Origin of the sequence: Bradyrhizobium lupini, from assembly GCF_040939785.1 — a bacterium.
GTDB classification, from domain to species: Bacteria; Pseudomonadota; Alphaproteobacteria; order Rhizobiales; family Xanthobacteraceae; genus Bradyrhizobium; species Bradyrhizobium canariense_D.
Genome location: NZ_CP162553.1, coordinates 3,701,427 through 3,722,029, shown reverse-complemented (window position 1 = coordinate 3,722,029; position 20,603 = coordinate 3,701,427). Strand labels below are relative to the sequence as shown.

Here is a 20,603-nt window from a genome sequence, read left to right as displayed (position 1 = left end):
GGGCGTATCGGTCAGGCGATCTGGCGCACATCCTCCGCGAGTGCGCGGTAGGACAAGGCCTCGGCGAGATGCAGCCGGCCGATCCTGTCGGCATGATCGAGATCGGCCAGCGTGCGCGCCACCCGCAGCACGCGGTGATAGCCGCGCGCCGACAGCCGCATGGTCTCGGCGGCGTCGCGCAGCAGCTTCTGGCCTTGCGCATCCGGCTTGGCGATCTCCTCCAGCACCGAGGCCGGCGCTTCGGCATTGGTGCGAACCTTCGGCAGGCCGGCATTCGCGTAGCGTGCCAGCTGGATGTCGCGCGCGGCGGCCACGCGCGCGGCGACTTCGGCCGAGCCCTCTGCGGGCGGCGGCAGGATCAAATCGGCCGCGGTCACTGCGGGAACCTCGATGCGCAAATCGATGCGGTCCATCAGCGGCCCCGAGATGCGGGCCTGATAGTCGCCCGTGCAGCGATCGATGCGGCCGCGCTTGCAGGCATAGCCGGGCTCGAACGCATTGCCGCAGCGGCAGGGATTCATCGCCGCGACCAGCATGAAGCGTGCGGGATAGGTGACGCGGTGATTGGCGCGGGACACCGAGACCTCGCCGTTCTCCAGCGGCTGGCGCAGCGAATCCAGCACGCGCGGATCGAATTCGGGGAGCTCGTCGAGGAACAGCACGCCCTGATGCGCGAGCGAGATCTCGCCGGGCCGGGCGCGCATGCCGCCGCCGGTGAGCGCAGCCATGCTGGCGGAATGATGCGGCGAGCGAAACGGCCGCCGCGCCGTCAGTGCGCCGCCCTCGATCTCGCCGGCAACAGAGGCGATCATCGAGACCTCGAGCAACTCGCCCGGTGACAGCGGCGGCAGGATCGAGGGCAGGCGTGCCGCCAGCATCGATTTGCCGGCGCCGGGCGCGCCGATCATCAGCAGGTGATGGCCGCCGGCGGCCGCGATCTCCAGCGCCCGCTTGGCGCTCTCCTGGCCCTTGATGTCGCGCAGGTCGAGCGGCGAGCTTGCTGCTTCATGCACCTTCGGCACAGGCCGCGACAGCACCTGCGTTCCCTTGAAATGGTTGGCTATCTGGATCAGCGAACTTGCGGCGATGATCTGGATGTCCGGGCTCGCCCATGCCGCTTCCGAGCCGCAAGCCGCCGGACAGATCAGCCCCTCCTCCCGCACATTGGCCCCAATCGCCGCGGGAAGAACACCGGCCACCGGCGCGATCGATCCGTCGAGGCCAAGCTCGCCCAGAACGGTGAAGCCGGTCAGCGCATCCGGAGGGATCGCGCCGATCGCCCCCATCAGGCCGAGCGCGATCGGCAGGTCATAATGGCTGCCCTCCTTGGGCAAATCGGCGGGCGCGAGATTGACGGTGATCCGCCGCGCCGGCGCAGCGCCAGCCCCGAGGCGATCAGCGCCGAGCGGACCCGCTCGCGCGCCTCCGACACCGCCTTGTCCGGGAGACCGACGATCGCGAAGGCCGGCAGACCGGGCGCGACCTGCACCTGCACGTCGACCGCGCGGGCCTCGATCCCCTCAAAGGCGACGGTAGAAACCCGCTGAACCATGCCCGAACCAGCCTGCCCTTTTGCACAATTAGGGGTAGCAGAGCGGGCCAATTCTTGCAAGAACAATACAGGAACGCGTCGAGGGGCGCCGGAAGGTCCTAACCAATCGTAAACACGACGAAGACACTACGCCTCGAATGCAAGCTGCTCTGCTCAGCACATTCCAACGAATGTCCGCTACTCTTAGGGGTGCGGGATGGGCCGTGGTCTAACGGGTGAACAATTCAAATGCTTGCAAATCGCCGGAGAAGCGAACGACGGATGTGCACGCGGCTCGCCAAGATTCATTTTGGCGCGGGTTCGCTGCCGCGGGACTGCACGATCACGGATATTTCGGATGGCGGCGTGAAAGTCGTGGCGGAATTTCTGGAAGTGCCGCCGCAATTCACCATCATCTTCGCGCCCGACTATTCCCGGCAGTGCCGCCTGCGCTGGCGCATCGGCTGCGAGTTCGGCGCTGAATTCACCGACTGAGCTTTCGGAAGCGCCCCGCCTTAACGGGACTTTAGCGTTAATCGGTAAGCATCTCTGATCAGTCGCCGAGTGATCAGAGTATGTCCAAGCGTTTGTCCGTCGCCTCTCTTCCGGCGAGATATCTGTTTTCCGCGCTTCTGATCCTGGCCCTCGGCGGCTGTCAGACAACCGGCATCGAGGACATCACCGGCGCGCTCGGCGGAAAGTCGGACACGGCTGGCAGGGCCGAGGCCAAGCCGGACGTGAAGCCGGACATGGATGCGCTGCGCGAGCGCTATCGCGCCAAGCCTGGCGATCCCAACGTCGCGCTCGAATACGGCAAGGCGTTGCGCCAGACCGGCCAGCGCGCGCAGGCGCTCGCGGTGCTGGAGCAGGCCGTGCTCGCCCATTCCAGCAACAAGGCGCTGCTCGCCGGCTACGGCCGTGCGCTCGCCGACAGCGGCAGTTTCCAGCAGGCGTTCGACGTCCTCGGCCGCGCGCATTCGCCCGAGGATCCCGACTGGCATATCCTGTCGGCGCAAGGCGCCGCGCTCGATCAGCTCGGTCGCAACGAGGAGGCGCAGCAATATTACGCCGCCGCGCTGAAGATCGTGCCGGACGAGCCGTCGGTGCTGTCCAATCTCGGACTGTCCTACATGCTGCAGAACAATCTGCCGCGGGCAGAGGAAACGATGCGCCGGGCGCACGAGCGCAATCCCGCCGATCTCCGGGTGCGCGCCAATCTCGCGCTCGTGCTGGGACTCGAAGGAAAGCAGGCCGAGGCCGAAGCCATCGTGAAGGCGGACCTGCCGCCGGATCAGGCGGCGGCCAAGGTCACGGCGCTGCGGCAGTTGCTGGTGAAGAAGCAGCAGCGGGCGGAGAAGTAACTCGCTCGCGCGCGTCAGGATGCCGTGTCAGGAAGCCTTGGTCCGAACGCCTTGCTCAGAACGCCTTGCTCAGGATGCCTTGCGATGCGGGGCTGACCCGCGACCCGACCTGCCCTTCAGCTTCTTCAGCAGCGGCCCGAGCAGCGAGCGCTTCGGCTTCTTCACTTCGCCCCGCCCGGCGAGGCGGTTCGCCATGTTCTGGAACAGCTCGGTGGTGCGGTGGCTCTTGGAGACCTCCGCGATCATCTGGCCGTTGTTGGCCGCGGTCGAGAACAGCTTCGAATCGAACGGGATCACCGCGATCGGCTGGCTCTCCATGGTCTTGGCGAAGGCCTTGACCTCGATCTCCGCCCGCTTGGGCATGCCGACCTGGTTGATGCAGTAGAGCGGCGGCCGGTCGTTCGGCCGCGCCGCCTTCAAGACGTTCAGCATGTTCTTGGTGTTGCGCAGGTTCGCAAGATCGGGCTCGGCCACGATGACGATGTCGTCCGCGTTGACCAGCGCGCGACGGGTCCAGCCCGACCATTGATGGGGAACATCGAGCACGATGCAGGGCGTGGTCATGCGCAGCGTGTCGAACACCGCGTCAAAGGCCTCCGCGCCGAAATCGTAGACGCGGTCAAGGGTGGCGGGCGCAGCAAGCAGGCTGAGACGCTCGGTGCATTTGGAGAGCAGACGCTCTATCAGGGCCGTGTCCGGCCGATCCTGCGACAGCACCGCATTGGCGATGCCTTGCACCGGGTCCTGGTTGTAGTCGAGACCCGCGGTGCCGAAGGCGAGGTCGAGATCGATCACGACGGAATCGAGCGCGAGGTCGCGGGCGATGGTCCAGGCCACATTGTGCGCGACGGTGGAGGCACCGACACCGCCCTTGGCCCCGACCACCGCGATGACGCGGCCGGTGATGATGGTTTCGGACGCCGAGAACAGGCTGCAGATCGAGCGGACGACGTCGAGCGTTTCGACCGGTCCCACCACATAGTCGTTGACGCCGCGGCGGACCAACTCGCGATAGGGCGCGGTGTCGTTGGGATTGCCGATCACGACCACACGGGTGCCGGGATCGCAGACGCCGGCGAGGTCGTCGAGGCCCTCGAGGATGTCGCGGGTGCCGTCGGATTCGATCACGATGACGTTCGGCGTCGGCATCGTTTCATAGACTTCGATTGCCGCCGCGAGGCCACCGTCCTTGGCCGTGAGATGCGCCTTGGCGAGACGGCGATCCTGCCCGGCCGCGGTCACCGCGGCGAGCGTCTGCTCGGTCTCGCAAAAGGCTTGCACGGAGATGCGAGGAACCGGCGCAATGTGTTCCTCGGGGTGCTGCGGATCGTCCGCTTCTTCGTCGTGGACGCGTGTCATCTGCCTGTATCGCTGAGTTTGGCCTTGTCGGCGTCTGGATTGCTGCTCGCGATCGGCGTGCCCTTGCGATAGCGCTCGAAGGCCATGTCACGCCGTGCGTTATAGACCGGCGTCTCGGACCGCGGCTGCTCCAGGTCGGCCGGATTGTCGATCATGGCCGCGAGGTTGCGCTGGCTGGCGCAGCCCAGATTGAAATAGGGCCGGTTCTCGTTGTAGCCGGGGTCGAGGATGGAGGGGCCGATATCTTCCGGCCACAGCCCGCAGGGGCCGGCGACCGCGGCGATCCGGGAATAGCTCAGGCGGATGGTGGGCAGCAGCCCTGGATCCTCGGGCTGATAGGGATGCTGGACGATGGCACGCGATGGCACGCCGACGGATGCGAGCACGGAACGGATCTCGTGATAGGTCGCCGCCGCCGCGCGCGAATTCGCCGCGTTGACCGGGACGTCGACCACGACCGAGCCGGTGCCTTCGCGCACCCAGTCCCGGGCAATGCCGGCGACGTCCGCGTGCTGCGCGGCCGAGAGGCCGCCGCGAGCCTTGCCGACGAATATCACGATCGACTTCTTGGCTTCCTCGACCGCGATCGGGTGACGCTGGCGATAGTCGGTCGGCACCGTCTGGGTGACGATCTCGCCGGTGGTGTTGCAGGCGCCCAGCATGACGGAGAGCCCCGTCAGTGCCAGCGCGACGCTCAACCCGCGACGTCGATCGGCCATGGTCTTCGTCATCGCTTCATCCCCTCGTGCCCCGTCTCTTGCCCCGTTCCTCAGGCTGTCCGTTCGTCGTCAGTCGATGATGAAGCCGAAATCGCCGGGCGTGCCCGCGATCGGATCGACGCGGCGCGCGACGCCATAGAGGCGGTTCATGCGACCGAGCAGCGCCGTCTGGGCGTCAGACGCCGGGGCGAAGCCGTCGTCGGGCCGGGACAGTTCCTTCTGAGCCACCGCGCGCACCACATAAGGCGTCACGATCACCATCAGCTCGGTCTCGTTGTTGACGAAGTCCTGGCTGCGGAACAGCGCGCCGATGATCGGTACCTGGTCGACGCCGGGCAGGCCGTTGATCGCCTGTTTGGTCTGCTGCTGGATCAGGCCGGCCATGGCCATCGAACCGCCCGAGGGAATTTCCAGCGTCGTTTCGGCGCGACGGGTCTGGATCGAGGGGATGGTGATCGAGTTGGTCGAGCTCGACGACAGCGCCTGGGTCACCGTGATGGCGCTTTGGTTCGACAGCTCGGACACCTCGGTCATCACCCGCAGGCTGATCCGTCCCTCGCTCAGCACGACCGGGGTGAAGTTCAGGGAGATGCCGAACTTCTTGTAGGTGATCTGGGTGGTGCAAACGTGGGTGACGGGATCGCAGGCATAGCCCGAGGGAATGGGGAATTCGCCGCCGGCGATGAAGGTGGCGGATTCGCCGGAGATCGCGGTCAGGCTCGGCTCGGCGAGCGTGCGCATGACACCGGCACTTTCCATCGCGCGCATCGTGGCGCTGACGGTCGCGAAGCCTTTGGTGAGACCGGCGACACCTAATCCGTTGTTGCTGACGATCGGTCCGCCGCTGACCGAGAACGGGTTGGAATTGTTGAAGTTCACCACCGCGGTGCCGGCGTTCAGACTGGCGCTGAGATCGACGCCCAACTGCTTGACGATATCGCGGCGCACTTCGCCGACGACGACCTTGAGCATCACCTGGTCGCGGCCGCGCACGATGATGTTATTGACCACCTTGTCGGAGCCGCCGACCAGTTTCGCGGCGACGTCGCCGGCCTGCTGGGCCTCGACCGGGCTCGACACCGAGCCTGTCAGCATCACGCTGTCGCCGACGCCTTCGATCTGCACGCCCGGCAGCGACTGGCGCAGCGCCGTGCGCATGCCGTTGAGATCGCGCTTCACCGCGATATCGTAGGCGGCGACCTGCTGGCCGTCGGCGGCGAAGAACACGACGTTGGTCTGGCCGACCTGTCCGCCGATGATATAGGCGCGTTGGGCCGAGCGGATCACGGCATTGGCGATCTTGGGATCGGCGACCAGCACGTCCTTGACGTCGCGCGGCAGGTCGATGACGGCGGACTTGCCGACGCCGAGCGACAGGAAGCGCGTCTTCGCCGGCGCGATCGTCCCGACCGGCGAAACATCGAGATCGGCTGCCTGCATCGGCGCCTGGTCGCCGACCGGCGCATCTGCGGCGCTGACGACATCGGGGGCTGCGAGGAGCCCCAGGGTCAGCATCGTCCCCGTCCAGAACGAGCGCGCGCGATTCCCCCGAATGCGCATGCCCGTCCGATCATCCCCGTAGTTCATCATGTCCCCATCACTTCTGTGACGTCAGTTGCCGCGCCTGTACGCCGTAGCGGATCACGTTGACCCCGCCGGACCGCTTGCTCGCCTGGTCCTCGGGCGTGCTGTCGACCGAGTTGGCATCGACGATGCTGCGCAGCGCGAGTGTCAGCGTGCCGCCCTGGCGCGCTGCCGATAGCGCGGCGACCTGGTCGGGTTTAAGCTCGAGCGTGACGGTCCTGCCGACGACGGCGTTCTGGCCGTCCTTTTCCTTCGGCGCCTGGTCGATCGCGAGCACGCGGATATTGGTCAGGATCGCTTCGGATAGGATGAGGTCGTTACCGGCGGCCCCGTCAGGATTCTTCAGGCGGCGGGTCAGCATGATGTCGACGCGGTCATTCGGCAGGATGAAGCCGCCGGCGGCAGTCTCGGCTGAAATCTCGGTGGAGACGGCGCGCATGCCCGACGGCAGGATCGCGGCCATGAAGCCGGAGCCGTCGGCCCTGACCAGCTTCTGCTCGCGGATTGGCTCGCCCTGCATCAACGGCACGCGTGCGATCGAGCCTGCAATCTGGATCTGCGCCTCGGGCCTGTTGTCGCGGCGGATGAAGGCGCTGCTCGCGGTCGCCGCCGGCCAGAGCTGCCATTGCAGGTCCTCGGGCTTCACGGCTTGACCGAGCTGAATGTCATTCTTGGCGACCAGGACCTCGACCGTCGGCAGCTTCTCGGCGACGGGGAGAACGGGCGCGGGCTTATTGTCATAGCCGCTCGCCAGATACGCAGCGACGCCGCCGGCGCCCAGCGCGATGACGAGAACGACAATGCGTGCGGTGTTCATACGCCTCTACTCTTACGCAGGGTACTCGAACCGCACCTGGCGGGTCCCCGTGTCGATGAGTAGGCAGCAAAAGTATAAGTGGTGTTGCGAGGCCGAATGTGATCGACGGCCGCACTGTGGTCTTTCGGCAGATGGTGAACGTCGCGTTAGCCGGTCGGCCACTGGCCCCGTAGTTTCACGCAGTGCGGCCACTGCGTTCGAATGATGCGCGCGGCGTCATGGTAAATGGGTGGTTAGTGGTGTGTGGGGTGATGCCGCGCATGCATTACGTAGCCTGGATGGAGCGAAGCGCAATCCGGGGCCGCTGAACATGATGTGGCATCCCGGATTTCGCTGCGCTCCATCCGGGCTACGGGCCGGCGGCTACTTCGCGCGCTTTTGCTCGATCACGTCCCAGAGCTTTGCGGCAACGTCCGGTCCGCCGAGCCGCGCGATGGCGCGGATGCCGGTCGGCGAGGTCACGTTGATCTCGGTGAGGTTGCCGTTGATGACGTCGATGCCGACGAACAACAGCCCGCGCTCGCGCAGCGCCGGGCCGACGGTGGCGCAGATCTCGCGCTCGCGCGGCGTGAGCTCGGTCTCCTGCGCTGCGCCGCCGCGCACCATGTTGGAGCGGAGGTCGTCCGTGGCCGGCACGCGATTCACCGCGCCGGCGAACTCGCCGTTGATCAGGATGATGCGCTTGTCGCCGTGCTTTACCTCGGGGATGAACTGCTGGATCACCCAGGCTTCCTTGAACGTCACGGAGAACATGTCGAACAGCGAGCCGAAATTCATGTCCTGCGGCATCACGCGGAACACCGCAGCGCCGCCATGGCCGTGCAGCGGCTTCATGACGACGGCGCCATGCCTGTCGCGAAACGCGTTGATCTCGTCGAGGTCGCGCGAGATCAGCGTCGGTGGCATCAGCTGCGGGAAGTTCATCACGAACAGCTTTTCCGGCGCGTTGCGCACCGATGCGGGGTCATTGACGACGAGTGTCTTCGGATGGATGCGTTCGAGAAGGTGCGTCGAGGTGATGTAGGCGAGGTCGAACGGCGGATCCTGGCGCAGCAACACCACGTCGAAGCTGTTGAGCGCCTCGCGCCTGGGTTCGCCCAGGGTGAAATGATTGCCGGGCTCGTCGCGCACGGTGAGCAGCTGAACCGGAGCGACGATTTCCTCGCCGACCATCGAGAGCTTGTCGGGCGTGTAATAGGACAGGCCGTGGCCGCGCTTCTGCGCCTCCAGGAGCAGCGCAAAGGTGGAATCGCCCTTGATGTTGATGCGGGCGATGGGGTCCATCTGGACGGCGACGTTCAGTTTCATGGTCTGCCTTTCAGGTCGAGGCGTCGAATGCCGCCAACACATGGCGTGGAAGTCGTTTCGGCGCAATCAGCATGGCATCGAATCGCATTTCAAATTCCGCATGCTCGGGATGCGCGACGAGCCAGCCTTGCGCGGCATCGATGATGCGCTGCTGCTGGCGCGGCGTCACGGCGAAGGCGGCGTCGTCCAGCGTCGCGCGCGCCTTGACCTCGACGAAGGCGATCAAATTGCGGCGGCGCGCCACGATGTCGATCTCGCCATGCGGCGTGCGGTAACGTTTGGCGAGGATGCGGTAGCCCTTGGCCATGAGATAAGCCGCAGCGCGGCTTTCCGCAGAGATGCCGGTGTGGAACGCGGCGACGCGCTCGGGCGAGGCGATTTTCGGTTCCGACGGGACGTCAGTCTTCGCCATCGCCGCCCCGCAGATCTTTGGCAAGCTCAAGCGCGCGGGCATAGACCTCGCGGCGCGGCCGGCCCGAGAGGGCGACCGCATGCGCCACCGCATCCTTGACGCTGTTCGCGGCAAGCTGCTCACGCAGGACGTCGTCGAGCGCATCCGATGTCAGCATCTCGGCATCCGCCGCAGGCGGAGCGATCACCAGCACGAATTCGCCGCGCGTCTCCAGCGTGTCGGCATCGCGCGCCAGCTCACGCAGCGTCGCGCGCGAAATCTGCTCGTGCAGTTTGGTCAGCTCGCGGCAAATCGCGGCTTCCCGGGTCCCCATGATCTCGGCGAGCTCGGCGAGCGTGTCCTGCACGCGGTTGCCGGAATCGAACATCACCAGCGTCGCATCGATGCGCGCAAGCTCGGCCACGCGCGACTTTCGCGCGGCGGATTTCGAAGGCAGAAAGCCTTCGAAGAAGAAGCGGTCGGTCGGCAGCGCTGCGACCGATAGCGCCGCCAGCACCGAGGACGGGCCGGGCAGCGCGTAGACCGCGTGGCCGGCGGCGCAGACCTCGCGCACCAGCTTGTAGCCGGGGTCCGAGATCAACGGCGTGCCGGCATCCGACACCAGCGCGATCGAGCCGCCCTGCGAAAGCCGCTCCAGGATCTTCGGACGGGCCGCTTCAGCGTTGTGCTCGTGATACTGCTTGAGCTGCGCAGAGATGTCGTAGCGCTCGGTCAGACGCCGCGTGATGCGGGTGTCCTCGCAGGCGATGACGTCGACCCCGGCGAGGGTCTGCAGCGCCCGCAGCGTGATGTCACCGAGATTGCCGATGGGGGTCGCCACCAGGTGCAGGCCAGGCGCGGCCTTCGGCGCGACAAGCCGATGGGCGTCGACGGAGAAACCGCGCGAGGCGGCCTCCGTCGTCTCAGGTGTGTTTGTCGGGGACGGCTTTGCGCGCATAATCAGACGAACTTAGGTATGATCCCCGGGGCTGGGAACCGGTCCCCGGAAAAAGATCGTGCCTGGGCGAGGCAAGGGGCGAGGCAGGACTGGAATGTGATCCATTCGGCATCACATTCCCCAGGGAATGAAGCGTCAGCGCCATATTCGCGGCGGAAACGCCGCCTTGATGCTGGGTGACGGACGGCGGACAGCTAGCCAGAACTTGAGAGGAAGCCGCGTTAAGCGGGCATTATCCTTTTGTTTGAGTTAACTATTTGCCGACAATATGCCTGAATCCATGGCCGGTGTCGTGGAAAGAATGTCGTGACCGGCTGGCGACGGTCGGTCGGAAGAGAAACTGTCATGACGGGCCCACGTGATCCCAGATCCTCCTTTTCGGAGGAGTCTCCCGTTCAGGGGCCCCTGATGTCAGGGGCGACGCGGCGAAGCGCGCTCGGTCTGTTGCTCGGCGCGCCGCTGCTGTCGGCCTGCGCCGGCGTGCAGCAGAGCCTGAGCCAGTTCTCCAATCCGTTCAGCAGTTCCTCCCCGCCTCCGGCCCAGCCGGCCGGCCCGCCGCAACAGGCGACGACCGCCGGCACCGGCGGGGTGAAGGTTGCCGTGATCCTGCCGTTGTCGGCATCTGGCAATGCCGGCCTTGCCGCGCAGTCGATGCGCAACGCCGCCGAGATGGCGCTGGCCGAGTTCCAGAATCCCAACATCCAGCTCCTGATCAAGGACGACAATGGCAGCCCGCAGGGCGCGCAGGCCAGTGCGCAGCAGGCGGTCGATGAGGGCTCCGAGATCATCCTGGGGCCGCTATTCGCGCAGTCGGTGCCTGCGGTGGCGCAGATCGCGCGCACGCGCGGCATCCCGGTGATGGCGTTCTCGACCGATTCCAGCATCGCCGGCCGCGGTGTCTATCTGCTGAGCTTCCTGCCGGAGTCCGACGTCAACCGCATCGTCGAATATTCCGCCAGCATCGGGAAGCGCTCCGTCGCCGTGCTCGTGCCCGACAATGCCTATGGCAATGTGGTCGAGGCCGCGGTGAAGGCGGCGGTGCCGCGCCGCGGAGGGCGCATCGTCGCGTTCGAGAAATACGGCGCCGATCGCGCCACGCCGGCCCGGACCGTGGCGCAGCAGCTCGGCAGCGCCGATGCGCTGTTCATCGCCGATGATGGCGACGCCGTCGTCTCGGTCGCCGATGCGATGAGCGCGGCGGGTGCAAATCTGCGCAATATCCAGCTGCTCGGCACCGGCCTGTGGGACAGTCCGCGCGTCTATGCCAGCTCCAACTTGCAAGGCGGCCTCTACGCCGCGCCGGACCCGGCCGGCTTCCGCGCCTTCTCCGGCCGCTATCGCACCAAATATGGCGCCGAGCCCGTGCGCACCGCCACGCTTGCCTATGATGCGGTCGCCCTGGTGGCCGCGCTGGCGCGTACGCAGGGCACGACGCGCTTTTCGTCGGACGTGCTCACCAATCCCTCCGGCTTTGCCGGCATCGACGGCCTGTTCCGCTTTCGCGCCGACGGCACCAATGAGCGGGGCTTGGCGGTGATGAAGGTCACGACCGGCGGCGGCGTTGCGGTCGCGGGCTCGCCGAAGAGCTTTGGGGCGTAGCTGTTTCCTCGACGTCGTCCTGGCTTTCGCCAGGACGACGATGGAGAGACTTTACGCCGCGAGATCCGCGACCACCGCGTCCAGCACCGGAAAACCGCTGCTCGTCACGCGCAGCCGTCCCGTTGCATCCACCGTGATTGCACCTTCTTCGCTCAGCAGCGTGATGCGCTTGGGATCGAGTGAGCGGCCGGAGAGCGCTTTGTAACGCTCGGGGTCGATGCCCTCGGCGAGGCGCAATCCCATAAGCAGGAATTCGTCGGCGCGCTCTTCGCTGTTGAGGAGATCGTCGGTGACGACGCCGTGGCCGTTGGTCTCGACCCGCATCAGCCAGGCTTCGGGGCGCTTCTCGGTGGCGGTCGCGTGCCTGATACCGTCGATGTCGAGGCGGCCATGGGCGCCGGGGCCGATGCCGGCATATTCTTCGCCGCGCCAGTAGACCAGATTGTGCCGGCACTCGGCGCCGCGCCGCGCGTGATTTGAAATCTCGTAGGCGGGCAGGCCGAGCCTGTCGCAGGTCTCCTGCGTGACGTCGTAGAGCGCGCGTGCGACCGCTTCATCCGGCGTCTTCAGCTTGCCGGCTTGATGTAGGCCGAAGAACGGCGTGCCTTCTTCGATCGTCAATTGATAGAGCGACAGATGCTCGGCCGCCTCGCCGATCGCGAGACGCAATTCATCGGCCCACATCGCGGGCGTCTGGTCGGGACGGGCGTAGATCAGGTCGAACGAATAGCGATCGAACGAGCGGCGCGCGATAGCGACGGCATCGAGGGCCTCGCGCGCGCTGTGCATGCGGCCGAGCGCTTTCAGCGAGGCATCGTCGAGCGCCTGCACGCCGAGCGAGACGCGGTTGACGCCGGCGGCGCGATAGCCGGCGAAGCGCGTAGCCTCGACGCTGGTCGGGTTTGCCTCCAGCGTGACTTCGACGTCTTTCGCCACGGTCCAGTGCTTGCCGATGGCGTCGAGCACAGCGCCGACGGTTGCAGGCTGCATGAGCGAGGGCGTACCGCCGCCGAGAAAGATCGAGGTGACTTCGCGTCCGGGCGCGCGCTCGGCGGTCGCAGCGATTTCGCGCGCGAATGCTGACGCAAACCGCGGCTCGTCGATCGGGGCGTGGCGAACGTGGCTGTTGAAGTCGCAATAGGGGCACTTCGACAGGCAGAACGGCCAGTGCACGTAGACGCCGAAGGCTTCCTTAGCGCGGCTCAAGGCAGATCTCCGCCAGTTTCACGAAGGCGCGGGCACGATGCGACAGGCCGAGACCGAGCGGCGGCAGGCCGTGCTTCTCGATGCTCTCCATCTCGCCGAAGGTGCGGCTATGGCCGTCGGGCAAAAACATCGGGTCGTAGCCGAAGCCGGCGGTGCCGCGCGGCGGCCACACCAGCGTGCCGTCGACGCGCCCCTCGACCTCTTCGAGATGATCGTCGGGCCATGCAACGCAGAGCGCGGAAACGAAGTGCGCCTTGCGTTTGGCCGGCGTGGTCGCGCCGCGCTCCTGCAACAGACGCTCGATCTGCGCCATCGCTGCGGCAAAATCCTTGTTCGGGCCGGCCCAGCGCGCCGAGTAGATGCCGGGCGCGCCGTCGAGCGCGTCGACCACGATGCCGGAATCATCGGCGAAAGACGGCAGCTTCGTTGCCTGCGCCGCCGCGATCGCCTTGATCGCGGCATTGCTGCGGAAATCGTTTCCGGTTTCTTCCGGCTCGGGAAGGCCGAGCTCGCCGGCCGACACTGCTTCGATGCCGTAAGGCGCGAGTAGCTCCTTCATCTCGGCGAGCTTGCCGGGATTATGGGTCGCGATAACCAGCTTTCCGGTGATTCGGCGGTGCATCGGGCTATTGACTACGCTACCGCCAGTTTCTGCAAGTCCACGAGACGCGCGACGCCCTTGCGCGCCAGCGCTATCAACGCCAGGAACTCGGCTTCCGTGAATGGCTCGCGTTCCGCGGTGCCCTGGACCTCGATGATGCGGCCATCGCCGGTCATGACGAAATTGGCGTCGGTGTCGGCTTCGGAGTCCTCGGCATAGTCGAGGTCGAGCACGGGCGTGCCCTTGTAGATGCCGCAGGAGATCGCGGCGACGTTGTCGCGCAACACATTGGCCTTGACCATGTTGCGCGCCTTCATCCAGCTGACGCAATCGGCGAGCGCGACCCAGGCACCGGTGATCGAGGCGGTGCGGGTGCCGCCGTCGGCCTGGAGCACGTCGCAATCGACCGTGATCTGGCGCTCACCGAGCGCTTCGAGATTGATGATGGTGCGAAGCGAGCGGCCGATCAGGCGCTGGATTTCGACGGTGCGGCCGCTCTGCTTTCCGGCGGAGGCCTCGCGGCGGGTGCGTTCCGAGGTCGCGCGCGGCAGCATGCCGTATTCGGCGGTGACCCAGCCGCGGCCCTGGCCCTTCAGCCATGGCGGCAGGCGGTCTTCCAGCGTGGCGGTGACCAGCACGTGGGTGTCGCCGAATTTCACCAGGCACGAGCCTTCCGCATATTTGACCACGCCGCGCTCCAGCGTCACGGGGCGCAATTCGTCGGGCGCACGGCGGCTTGGCCGCATGGGAAATCCTCCAAAACTCTCGGAAAAGGGCTGTTGGCGGTGCTTGTAGGGGGGTGAGGGTGGGCGGCAAGGGGGAAGATCGAGGCCTTCTTCACCCCCGATTTCCAATCCGCCAACGCCACGCTTGTCAGAAGCATCCGGGATAGACAAATTACCTGTGTCTTAGAGGAGTTACCGTCTGTGGCCCATCACGATCCGATCCATCTGATCGCGCCGCGCGCGGGCCTCGCCCAGCTCAACGAGCGTTCCCGCGACATCTTTCGTCAAATCGTCGAAAGCTATCTCGCGACCGGGGAGCCGGTGGGCTCGCGCAATATTTCGCGCCTGATTGCCATGCCGCTGTCGCCCGCCTCGGTCCGCAACGTCATGGCCGATCTGGAACAGCTCGGCCTGATCTACGCCCCGCACACCTCCGCCGGCCGATTGCCGACGGAACTCGGCCTGCGGTTCTTCGTCGATGCCCTGATGCAGGTCGGCGACCTCAATGACAGTGAACGGCAGGCGATCCAGAGCCAGTTGACCTCCGTCGGCCACGCGCAATCGGTGGAGGCTGCGCTCGAGGAGGCATTGACGCGGCTCTCCGGCCTGACCCGCGCGGCCGCGGTCGTGCTGACGCCGAAATCCAATGCGCGGCTGAAACATATCGAATTCGTCCGCTTGGAACCGGAAAAGGCATTGGTGATCCTGGTCGGCGAGGACGGGCAGGTCGAAAATCGCGTGTTGACGCTGCCGCCGGGAGTTCCATCCTCGGCGTTGACCGAAGCCGGCAACTTCCTCAATGCCCGCATTCGGGGCCGGACCCTGGCCGAGGCGCGGCTGGAGCTCGAGACCGCGCTCGGAGAGGCGCGCACCGAGCTCGATCAGCTGACGCACAAGGTGATCTCGGCCGGCATCGCCAGCTGGTCCGGCGGCGAGAACGAGGATCGCCAGCTCATCGTCCGCGGCCACGCCAATCTGCTCGAGGATTTGCATGCGCTGGAGGATCTCGAGCGCGTTCGCCTGCTGTTCGACGATCTCGAGACCAAGCGCGGCGTGATCGACCTGCTCGGCCGGGCCGAAACCGCGGAAGGCGTGCGGATCTTCATCGGCAGTGAGAACAAGCTGTTCTCGCTGTCGGGTTCGTCCACCATCATCTCGCCCTATCGGGACGCCGCCGGCCATATCGTCGGCGTTTTGGGCGTGATCGGGCCGACGCGGCTGAATTATGCCCGCGTGATCCCCACCGTGGACTACGCTGCCCGCATCGTCAGCCGGCTCCTGGGGGGCTGACCGGCGGCCGGGCCGATCACGGGCGCTTGATTTTCGCCGCCCGAAGCACGATATCCGGGCCAGAAATCCCCTGAGACGAATGCGAAAAAGAGAGCCGATGACCGATCGAGACCGGCAACCCGAAGACACGAGTGCTGCGGCCGGCGAGCCCGTGGTGTCAAAACCCTACATCATGCCCGACGATCCCGAGCCCGGCTCCGTCGAGCTTCTGCAGAAGGAAGTCGCCGAGGCGCGCGACCGCATGCTGCGGACGCTGGCCGAAATGGAGAATTTGCGCAAGCGGACCACCAAGGAGGTCGCGGATGCCCGCCTCTACGGCATCACCGGCTTTGCCCGCGACGTGCTCGACATCGCCGACAACCTGCAGCGCGCGCTCGATGCCGTTCCGGCCGAAGCCCGTGCGGCGGCCGATGCAGGCCTCGCCTCGCTGATCGAGGGCGTCGAGCTGACTGAGCGCTCGCTGCTCAGCGCGCTGGAAAAACACGGCGTGAAGAAGTTCGACCCCTCGGGCCAGAAGTTCGACCCGAACTTCCAGCAGGCGATGTTCGAGGTGCCCGATGCGTCGGTGCCCGCAGGCACGGTCGTCCAGGTCATGCAGGCCGGCTACACCATCGGCGAGCGCGTGCTGCGTCCCGCCTTGGTCGGTGTCGCCAAGGGCGGCGCCAAGGCTGCGCCCGCTGCCAACAGCAACGAGCCGAACGGCGCGGCCAACTAAGTCGATCCTCATGGCGAGGAGGCGCGTCAGCGCCGTCTCGAACCATGCAGGCCGCGCTGCTGCAGCGCGGCCTGCATCCTTCGAGACGCGCGCGAAGAAGCGCGCTCCTCAGGCTGAGGGTCTTGCAGTTTTTTGACCGGGCCTACGCGCTCGCCGCGATATCCGCGGACTGAATCCGCTTCACGCCGGCCTTGGCCATGTCGGCCCAGGCTTTTGCCAGCGAACCCTGATTGTCGATGCCGCGGCAGGCGTCTTCCACCACATAGACCTCGAAGCCCGCCTTGCGCGCGTCGAGCGCGGTCCAGGCGACGCAGAAATCCGTCGCCAGCCCCGCGACGAAGACGCGCTTGATCTTGCGCGCCTTCAGATAGCCGGCGAGACCCGTCGAGGTCTTGCCGTCGGCTTCGAGGAAGGCCGAATAGCTGTCGACGTCCTTGTGAAAACCCTTGCGGATGATGAGCTCGGCGTGCGGGATCGCAAGGTCTTTCGACAGCGCGGCGCCGTCGGTGCCCTGCACGCAATGGTCGGGCCACAGCACCTGCTTGCCGTAGGGAAGATCGACGGTCTCGAACGGCTTCTTGCCGGCGTGGACTGACGCAAAGGAAATATGGCCTTGCGTGTGCCAGTCCTGCGTCATCACCACATTCGAAAATGCTTTCGAGATCTTGTTGATGACGGGCACCACCTGCTCGCCTTCCTTCACGGCAAGGCTGCCGCCGGGCAGGAAGCAGTTCTGCACGTCGATCACGAGCAGCGCGGATGCATCGTCCGGCTTGATCGATGCCGCTGCCAGAATTGCCGTGGGCGCGAGCGCCACGAGCGCGCTCGTCCCGAGCGCCGCCAAGACTTGTCGCCGATCCAGCATCATTCGCCTCCCTCCAGGATGAACTCAACGGAAGGGGAGCCTAGTTCCGTTCGTATACGAACAGAAGCCCGAAAATGCAGCCGGCTTTGGTGAGTGGTTGGGCTTGAGCCGCGGGTTCGGTGCACCTCTCCCGCTTGCGGATGCTGCTAGCCCTTCGGCTGGATGCCGTCGCGGACCGCGCGGAAGCGGGTGAAGGCGGCCGGCCATTGCTCGCGCGGGGCGCTGGCGATGATGCGCAGCGAGGCGCCGCCGCTGCTGAAGCGGATCCACTGCACCACGGTCACCGGCGTCTTGTCCTTGCCGCTGACGCCGTCGATCCGGGTCTCGAAACCCTGCTGGCCGCTGATGCGGATCGGCTCGGACATGGTGACGCGCGACTCGCGCACGCCGGGAATCTGGAGCGCCGCCTCCTGGGCGAAGCGGGCGCGGTCGTCGGCGGCTTGCGGGGTGGCGCCAATCACGCCGAGGATGATAAACGGCTTCGATTCATAGCCGGAGCTCTCGTCGCCGTCGGCCAGGATGATACTCGAGCCCGGCGCCAGCGTGCGGACGTCCTTGAAGTCGGCGAGATCGGTGATCTTGAACGGCATCAGTGCGATCTGCTCTTCGGCCGAGACCTGCTTCCGGGTGACGACGCTCGCGAACATCTGCCGCACCGCCTCGTCGGTGTAGATCTTGATCGCATTCTCCGGAATCTGCACCGCGACGTAGCCGGAGAAGCCGGCGCCCGGCACGATCATCGAATAGCGCCGCACTGGCGTCTCGCCCGCCTTGCCGCTCTCCGTGGTGAAATAGGCCACGCCCGCGGGCGTCTCGATCTTGTCCTGCTTGACGCCGTTGGTGCCGGCCGGGTTGGAGTTGAAGGCGCTCACGACCTCGCCATAGGCGGCCGGCGGCAGCTCCGTGATCAGCACCTTGACGTTGCCGTCCTCGCTCTCGAAGCCGGGAAAGGTCTTGGCCGTGCTGAGGCCGACCAATGGCACCATGCCGAGGCGCAAGCCGGGTGGGAAAACGGCGTCGGCGGCCAGAGCCGGAAGCGTAGAGGCGACGAGGAGGGCGAGCGCGGCGAGGGGGCGGATCAGCTTCATGGGCACTCTGATTGGTTCACATTGAGGCCGTTCGATGGTGGCCAGCCGGCCGCTTTGTCGCGCGAGGCAGCCCGAGGACGAGCCCGGCCGGCTGCCCGCCTTTTAACGGTTTTGGTCTGGCCGCAACAGGGCGGGGCGGGATGCGGTAGCGGATGCCGGCCAATCGCGGACCTGTTAATAATTCCTCACCCGCAAGGGCGGTGCAGCCCGGATATGTTCTTCCAAAACCCAATGTTTTCACGGCCGAAAATTGCGTTCGGTCCTTGCAGGCACCTCGCCCCCTCCTATATGACCCCCAACCATCGCAATATCGCGAATGTTTGATCTTAGGGGGGTTTCGGTTCGGGTGCCTTCTGGGCCCAGCCAGCCTGCCGCAAAAACAAGGATACAGGACCATGGGAAAGGTCATCGGGATCGACCTCGGCACCACGAATTCGTGCGTCGCCGTAATGGATGGCAAGAACGCCAAAGTCATCGAGAATTCCGAAGGCATGCGCACGACGCCTTCGATCGTCGCCGTGACGGACGACGGTGAGCGCCTCGTCGGCCAGCCGGCCAAGCGCCAGGCCGTCACCAATCCCGAGCGCACGTTCTTCGCAGTGAAGCGCCTGATCGGCCGCCGCTACGACGACCCGATGGTCGAGAAGGACAAGAAGCTCGTTCCGTACAAGATCGTGAAGGCTTCCAACGGCGACGCCTGGGTCGAGGCCGACGGCCAGACCTACTCGCCCTCGCAGGTCTCGGCGTTCATCTTGCAGAAGATGAAGGAGACCGCGGAAGCCCATCTCGGCCAGAAGGTCGACCAGGCCGTCATCACCGTGCCCGCCTACTTCAACGACGCCCAGCGCCAGGCGACCAAGGACGCCGGCAAGATCGCGGGCCTTGAAGTGCTGCGCATCATCAACGAGCCGACCGCGGCCGCGCTCGCCTACGGCCTCGACAAGACCAAGGCCGGTACGATCGCCGTGTACGATCTCGGCGGCGGCACGTTCGATATCTCGATTCTCGAAATCGGCGACGGCGTGTTCGAGGTGAAGTCGACCAACGGCGACACCTTCCTCGGCGGCGAAGACTTCGACATGCGCCTGGTCGGCTATCTCGCCGACGAATTCCAGAAGGAGCAGGGCATCAACCTGCGCAACGACAAGCTCGCGTTGCAGCGCCTGAAGGAAGCCGCCGAAAAGGCCAAGATCGAGCTGTCGTCGACGACGCAGACCGAGATCAACCTGCCCTTCATCACCGCGGACCAGACCGGCCCGAAGCATCTGACGATGAAGCTCACCCGCGCCAAGTTCGAGGCGCTGGTCGATGACCTCGTTCAGAAGACCGTCGAGCCCTGCCGCAAGGCGCTGAAGGATGCCGGCCTCACCGCCGCCGAGATCGGCGAAGTGGTGCTGGTCGGCGGCATGTCGCGCATGCCGAAAGTCCAGGAAGTCGTGAAGCAGCTGTTCGGCAAGGAGCCGCATAAGGGCGTCAACCCGGACGAAGTCGTGGCGATCGGCGCCGCGATCCAGGCCGGCGTGCTTCAGGGCGACGTCAAGGACGTGCTGCTGCTCGACGTGACCCCGCTGTCGCTGGGCATCGAGACTCTGGGCGGCGTGTTCACCCGCATCATCGACCGCAACACCACGATCCCGACCAAGAAGAGCCAGGTGTTCTCGACCGCCGAGGACAGTCAGAACGCGGTCACCATCCGCGTCTTCCAGGGCGAGCGTGAAATGGCGGCCGACAACAAGATGCTCGGCCAGTTCGACCTGATGGGCATTCCGCCGGCTCCGCGCGGCATGCCGCAGATCGAGGTGACGTTCGACATCGACGCCAATGGCATCGTCAACGTCTCGGCCAAGGACAAGGCCACGTCCAAGGAGCAGCAGATCCGCATCCAGGCCTCCGGCGGTCTATCGGAAGCCGACATCGAGAAGATGGTCAAGGACGCCGAGGCCAATGCCGAGGCGGACAAGAAGCGCCGCGAGGCCGTGACTGCCAAGAACGACGCGGATGGACTGGTGCATTCGACCGAGAAGGCACTGGCCGAGCACGGTTCGAAGGTCGCCGAGACCGAGCGCCGCGCCATCGAGGATGCCGTCAGCGACCTCAAGGAAGCGCTGAAGGGCGACGATGCCGAAGCGATCAAGGCCAAGACCCAAACGCTGGCCCAGGCTTCGATGAAGCTCGGCGAGGCCATGTACAAGCAGCAGGCCGAAGCCGACGCCAAGAAGGATGCGGCCAAGGACGACGTCGTCGACGCGGAATTCACCGAAGTCGACGACGACAAGACCAACAAGAAGTCCGCCTGAACCCCGCGAGGGTGATGATGCGGACGGCTTGGACCCCACACGCGCCAACGGCCTCCTCCTCGCGGGGGAGGCCATCGTGTCGGGCTCGACGGGCCAAGACTCTTTGAAAATCGGCTCTGTTAAATTCGGGCCCGTTGCGATCGATCAATTCCCAGCCGTTATTCTGAACACTGCCGTGCAATCCTCTGC

The 20,603-nt window shown here is 65.8% G+C and carries 18 protein-coding genes and 1 pseudogene; 6 read left to right on the top strand and 13 right to left on the bottom strand.

Going from position 1 to position 20,603, the window contains the following annotated elements; all coding sequences use genetic code 11:
• Positions 1 to 11 precede the first annotated feature (11 nt).
• Positions 12 to 1,552 (bottom strand): annotated as a pseudogene (locus AB3L03_RS17505) (YifB family Mg chelatase-like AAA ATPase).
• Positions 1,553 to 1,780: 228 nt separating this feature from the next.
• Here AB3L03_RS17505 and AB3L03_RS17500 point away from each other — a divergent pair.
• A complete protein-coding gene (locus AB3L03_RS17500; RefSeq protein ID WP_007598461.1) occupies positions 1,781 to 2,026 on the top strand; it encodes a PilZ domain-containing protein in 246 nt (81 codons plus the stop codon).
• 80 nt (positions 2,027 to 2,106) lie between these two features.
• Complete coding sequence (locus tag AB3L03_RS17495) at positions 2,107 to 2,892, top strand: tetratricopeptide repeat protein (protein WP_204512930.1); 786 nt, start codon at positions 2,107 to 2,109, stop codon at positions 2,890 to 2,892.
• Positions 2,893 to 2,961: 69 nt separating this feature from the next.
• Here AB3L03_RS17495 and AB3L03_RS17490 read toward each other — a convergent pair whose 3' ends face one another.
• The 7 genes from AB3L03_RS17490 to rsmI all read right to left on the bottom strand — a co-directional run bounded on the left by AB3L03_RS17490 (position 2,962) and on the right by rsmI (position 10,028).
• The gene (locus AB3L03_RS17490) at positions 2,962 to 4,251 is read right to left on the bottom strand and encodes an AAA family ATPase (protein WP_085349264.1); all 1,290 of its coding nucleotides are present in this window, start codon (positions 4,249 to 4,251) and stop codon (positions 2,962 to 2,964) included.
• Positions 4,248 to 4,982 (bottom strand): CpaD family pilus assembly protein, encoded by a 735-nt coding sequence (locus tag AB3L03_RS17485; protein WP_204512931.1) that lies wholly within the window; start codon positions 4,980 to 4,982, stop codon positions 4,248 to 4,250. The genes AB3L03_RS17490 and AB3L03_RS17485 overlap by 4 nt, the downstream gene beginning before the upstream one ends.
• A 57-nt stretch (positions 4,983 to 5,039) precedes the next feature.
• Entirely contained in the window at positions 5,040 to 6,557 is a 1,518-nt protein-coding gene (locus AB3L03_RS17480) for a type II and III secretion system protein family protein (RefSeq protein WP_026233853.1), read from the bottom strand.
• A gap of 10 nt (positions 6,558 to 6,567) precedes the next feature.
• Positions 6,568 to 7,371, bottom strand: coding sequence for a Flp pilus assembly protein CpaB (gene cpaB, locus AB3L03_RS17475; protein WP_018459615.1), 804 nt, complete (start codon positions 7,369 to 7,371; stop codon positions 6,568 to 6,570).
• 363 nt (positions 7,372 to 7,734) lie between these two features.
• Positions 7,735 to 8,679, bottom strand: a complete 945-nt coding sequence (gene gshB, locus AB3L03_RS17470; protein ID WP_204512932.1) for a glutathione synthase — start codon at positions 8,677 to 8,679, stop codon at positions 7,735 to 7,737.
• Positions 8,680 to 8,689: 10 nt separating this feature from the next.
• The gene (locus AB3L03_RS17465; protein ID WP_018459613.1) at positions 8,690 to 9,091 is read right to left on the bottom strand and encodes a YraN family protein; all 402 of its coding nucleotides are present in this window, start codon (positions 9,089 to 9,091) and stop codon (positions 8,690 to 8,692) included.
• The gene (gene rsmI / locus AB3L03_RS17460) at positions 9,078 to 10,028 is read right to left on the bottom strand and encodes a 16S rRNA (cytidine(1402)-2'-O)-methyltransferase (RefSeq protein WP_018459612.1); all 951 of its coding nucleotides are present in this window, start codon (positions 10,026 to 10,028) and stop codon (positions 9,078 to 9,080) included. Before rsmI ends, AB3L03_RS17465 begins: the two co-directional genes overlap by 14 nt.
• 408 nt (positions 10,029 to 10,436) lie before the next feature.
• Between rsmI and AB3L03_RS17455 the strand changes: the two genes are divergently transcribed.
• Positions 10,437 to 11,627, top strand: coding sequence for a penicillin-binding protein activator (locus AB3L03_RS17455; RefSeq protein ID WP_368508963.1), 1,191 nt, complete (start codon positions 10,437 to 10,439; stop codon positions 11,625 to 11,627).
• 51 nt (positions 11,628 to 11,678) lie between these two features.
• Here AB3L03_RS17455 and hemW read toward each other — a convergent pair whose 3' ends face one another.
• From hemW to rph, 3 genes are read right to left on the bottom strand one after another with little or no spacing between them, the layout of a single operon-like run.
• Positions 11,679 to 12,833, bottom strand: coding sequence for a radical SAM family heme chaperone HemW (hemW, locus tag AB3L03_RS17450; protein ID WP_018459610.1), 1,155 nt, complete (start codon positions 12,831 to 12,833; stop codon positions 11,679 to 11,681).
• Positions 12,820 to 13,455, bottom strand: coding sequence for an RdgB/HAM1 family non-canonical purine NTP pyrophosphatase (gene rdgB, locus AB3L03_RS17445; RefSeq protein ID WP_018459609.1), 636 nt, complete (start codon positions 13,453 to 13,455; stop codon positions 12,820 to 12,822). The genes hemW and rdgB overlap by 14 nt, the downstream gene beginning before the upstream one ends.
• 11 nt (positions 13,456 to 13,466) lie before the next feature.
• The gene (rph, locus tag AB3L03_RS17440) at positions 13,467 to 14,180 is read right to left on the bottom strand and encodes a ribonuclease PH (RefSeq protein ID WP_368508962.1); all 714 of its coding nucleotides are present in this window, start codon (positions 14,178 to 14,180) and stop codon (positions 13,467 to 13,469) included.
• Between the two features lie 180 nt (positions 14,181 to 14,360).
• On the opposite strand from rph, the gene hrcA reads away from it, so the two are divergent.
• A complete protein-coding gene (hrcA, locus tag AB3L03_RS17435; protein ID WP_007598483.1) occupies positions 14,361 to 15,449 on the top strand; it encodes a heat-inducible transcriptional repressor HrcA in 1,089 nt (362 codons plus the stop codon).
• A gap of 97 nt (positions 15,450 to 15,546) precedes the next feature.
• Positions 15,547 to 16,164, top strand: a complete 618-nt coding sequence (gene grpE, locus AB3L03_RS17430) for a nucleotide exchange factor GrpE (RefSeq protein ID WP_085349936.1) — start codon at positions 15,547 to 15,549, stop codon at positions 16,162 to 16,164.
• 142 nt (positions 16,165 to 16,306) lie between these two features.
• Here the strand turns inward: grpE and pncA are convergent, their stop codons facing one another.
• Both pncA and AB3L03_RS17420 read right to left on the bottom strand, forming a co-directional pair.
• Positions 16,307 to 17,029 (bottom strand): bifunctional nicotinamidase/pyrazinamidase, encoded by a 723-nt coding sequence (gene pncA, locus AB3L03_RS17425; RefSeq protein WP_026233851.1) that lies wholly within the window; start codon positions 17,027 to 17,029, stop codon positions 16,307 to 16,309.
• Positions 17,030 to 17,175: 146 nt separating this feature from the next.
• A complete protein-coding gene (locus AB3L03_RS17420) occupies positions 17,176 to 18,117 on the bottom strand; it encodes a hypothetical protein (RefSeq protein ID WP_018459606.1) in 942 nt (313 codons plus the stop codon).
• 395 nt (positions 18,118 to 18,512) lie between these two features.
• Between AB3L03_RS17420 and dnaK the strand changes: the two genes are divergently transcribed.
• Positions 18,513 to 20,414, top strand: a complete 1,902-nt coding sequence (dnaK, locus tag AB3L03_RS17415) for a molecular chaperone DnaK (protein ID WP_007598490.1) — start codon at positions 18,513 to 18,515, stop codon at positions 20,412 to 20,414.
• Positions 20,415 to 20,603: the final 189 nt, after the last annotated feature.

What these genes read in the sequence shown, in the direction of transcription:
- AB3L03_RS17455 (WP_368508963.1), top strand. Translation starts at nt 10,437, where the DNA reads ATGTCAGGGGCGACGCGGCGAAGCGCGCTCGGTCTGTTGCTCGGCGCG.
- AB3L03_RS17480 (WP_026233853.1), bottom strand. Translation starts at nt 6,557, where the DNA reads ATGAACTACGGGGATGATCGGACGGGCATGCGCATTCGGGGGAATCGC.
- AB3L03_RS17465 (WP_018459613.1), bottom strand. Translation starts at nt 9,091, where the DNA reads ATGGCGAAGACTGACGTCCCGTCGGAACCGAAAATCGCCTCGCCCGAG.
- rsmI (WP_018459612.1), bottom strand. Translation starts at nt 10,028, where the DNA reads ATGCGCGCAAAGCCGTCCCCGACAAACACACCTGAGACGACGGAGGCC.
- AB3L03_RS17495 (WP_204512930.1), top strand. Translation starts at nt 2,107, where the DNA reads ATGTCCAAGCGTTTGTCCGTCGCCTCTCTTCCGGCGAGATATCTGTTT.
- dnaK (WP_007598490.1), top strand. Translation starts at nt 18,513, where the DNA reads ATGGGAAAGGTCATCGGGATCGACCTCGGCACCACGAATTCGTGCGTC.
- cpaB (WP_018459615.1), bottom strand. Translation starts at nt 7,371, where the DNA reads ATGAACACCGCACGCATTGTCGTTCTCGTCATCGCGCTGGGCGCCGGC.
- rph (WP_368508962.1), bottom strand. Translation starts at nt 14,180, where the DNA reads ATGCGGCCAAGCCGCCGTGCGCCCGACGAATTGCGCCCCGTGACGCTG.
- gshB (WP_204512932.1), bottom strand. Translation starts at nt 8,679, where the DNA reads ATGAAACTGAACGTCGCCGTCCAGATGGACCCCATCGCCCGCATCAAC.
- AB3L03_RS17500 (WP_007598461.1), top strand. Translation starts at nt 1,781, where the DNA reads ATGCTTGCAAATCGCCGGAGAAGCGAACGACGGATGTGCACGCGGCTC.
- grpE (WP_085349936.1), top strand. Translation starts at nt 15,547, where the DNA reads ATGACCGATCGAGACCGGCAACCCGAAGACACGAGTGCTGCGGCCGGC.
- AB3L03_RS17490 (WP_085349264.1), bottom strand. Translation starts at nt 4,251, where the DNA reads ATGACACGCGTCCACGACGAAGAAGCGGACGATCCGCAGCACCCCGAG.
- rdgB (WP_018459609.1), bottom strand. Translation starts at nt 13,455, where the DNA reads ATGCACCGCCGAATCACCGGAAAGCTGGTTATCGCGACCCATAATCCC.
- pncA (WP_026233851.1), bottom strand. Translation starts at nt 17,029, where the DNA reads ATGCTGGATCGGCGACAAGTCTTGGCGGCGCTCGGGACGAGCGCGCTC.
- AB3L03_RS17420 (WP_018459606.1), bottom strand. Translation starts at nt 18,117, where the DNA reads ATGAAGCTGATCCGCCCCCTCGCCGCGCTCGCCCTCCTCGTCGCCTCT.
- AB3L03_RS17485 (WP_204512931.1), bottom strand. Translation starts at nt 4,982, where the DNA reads ATGACGAAGACCATGGCCGATCGACGTCGCGGGTTGAGCGTCGCGCTG.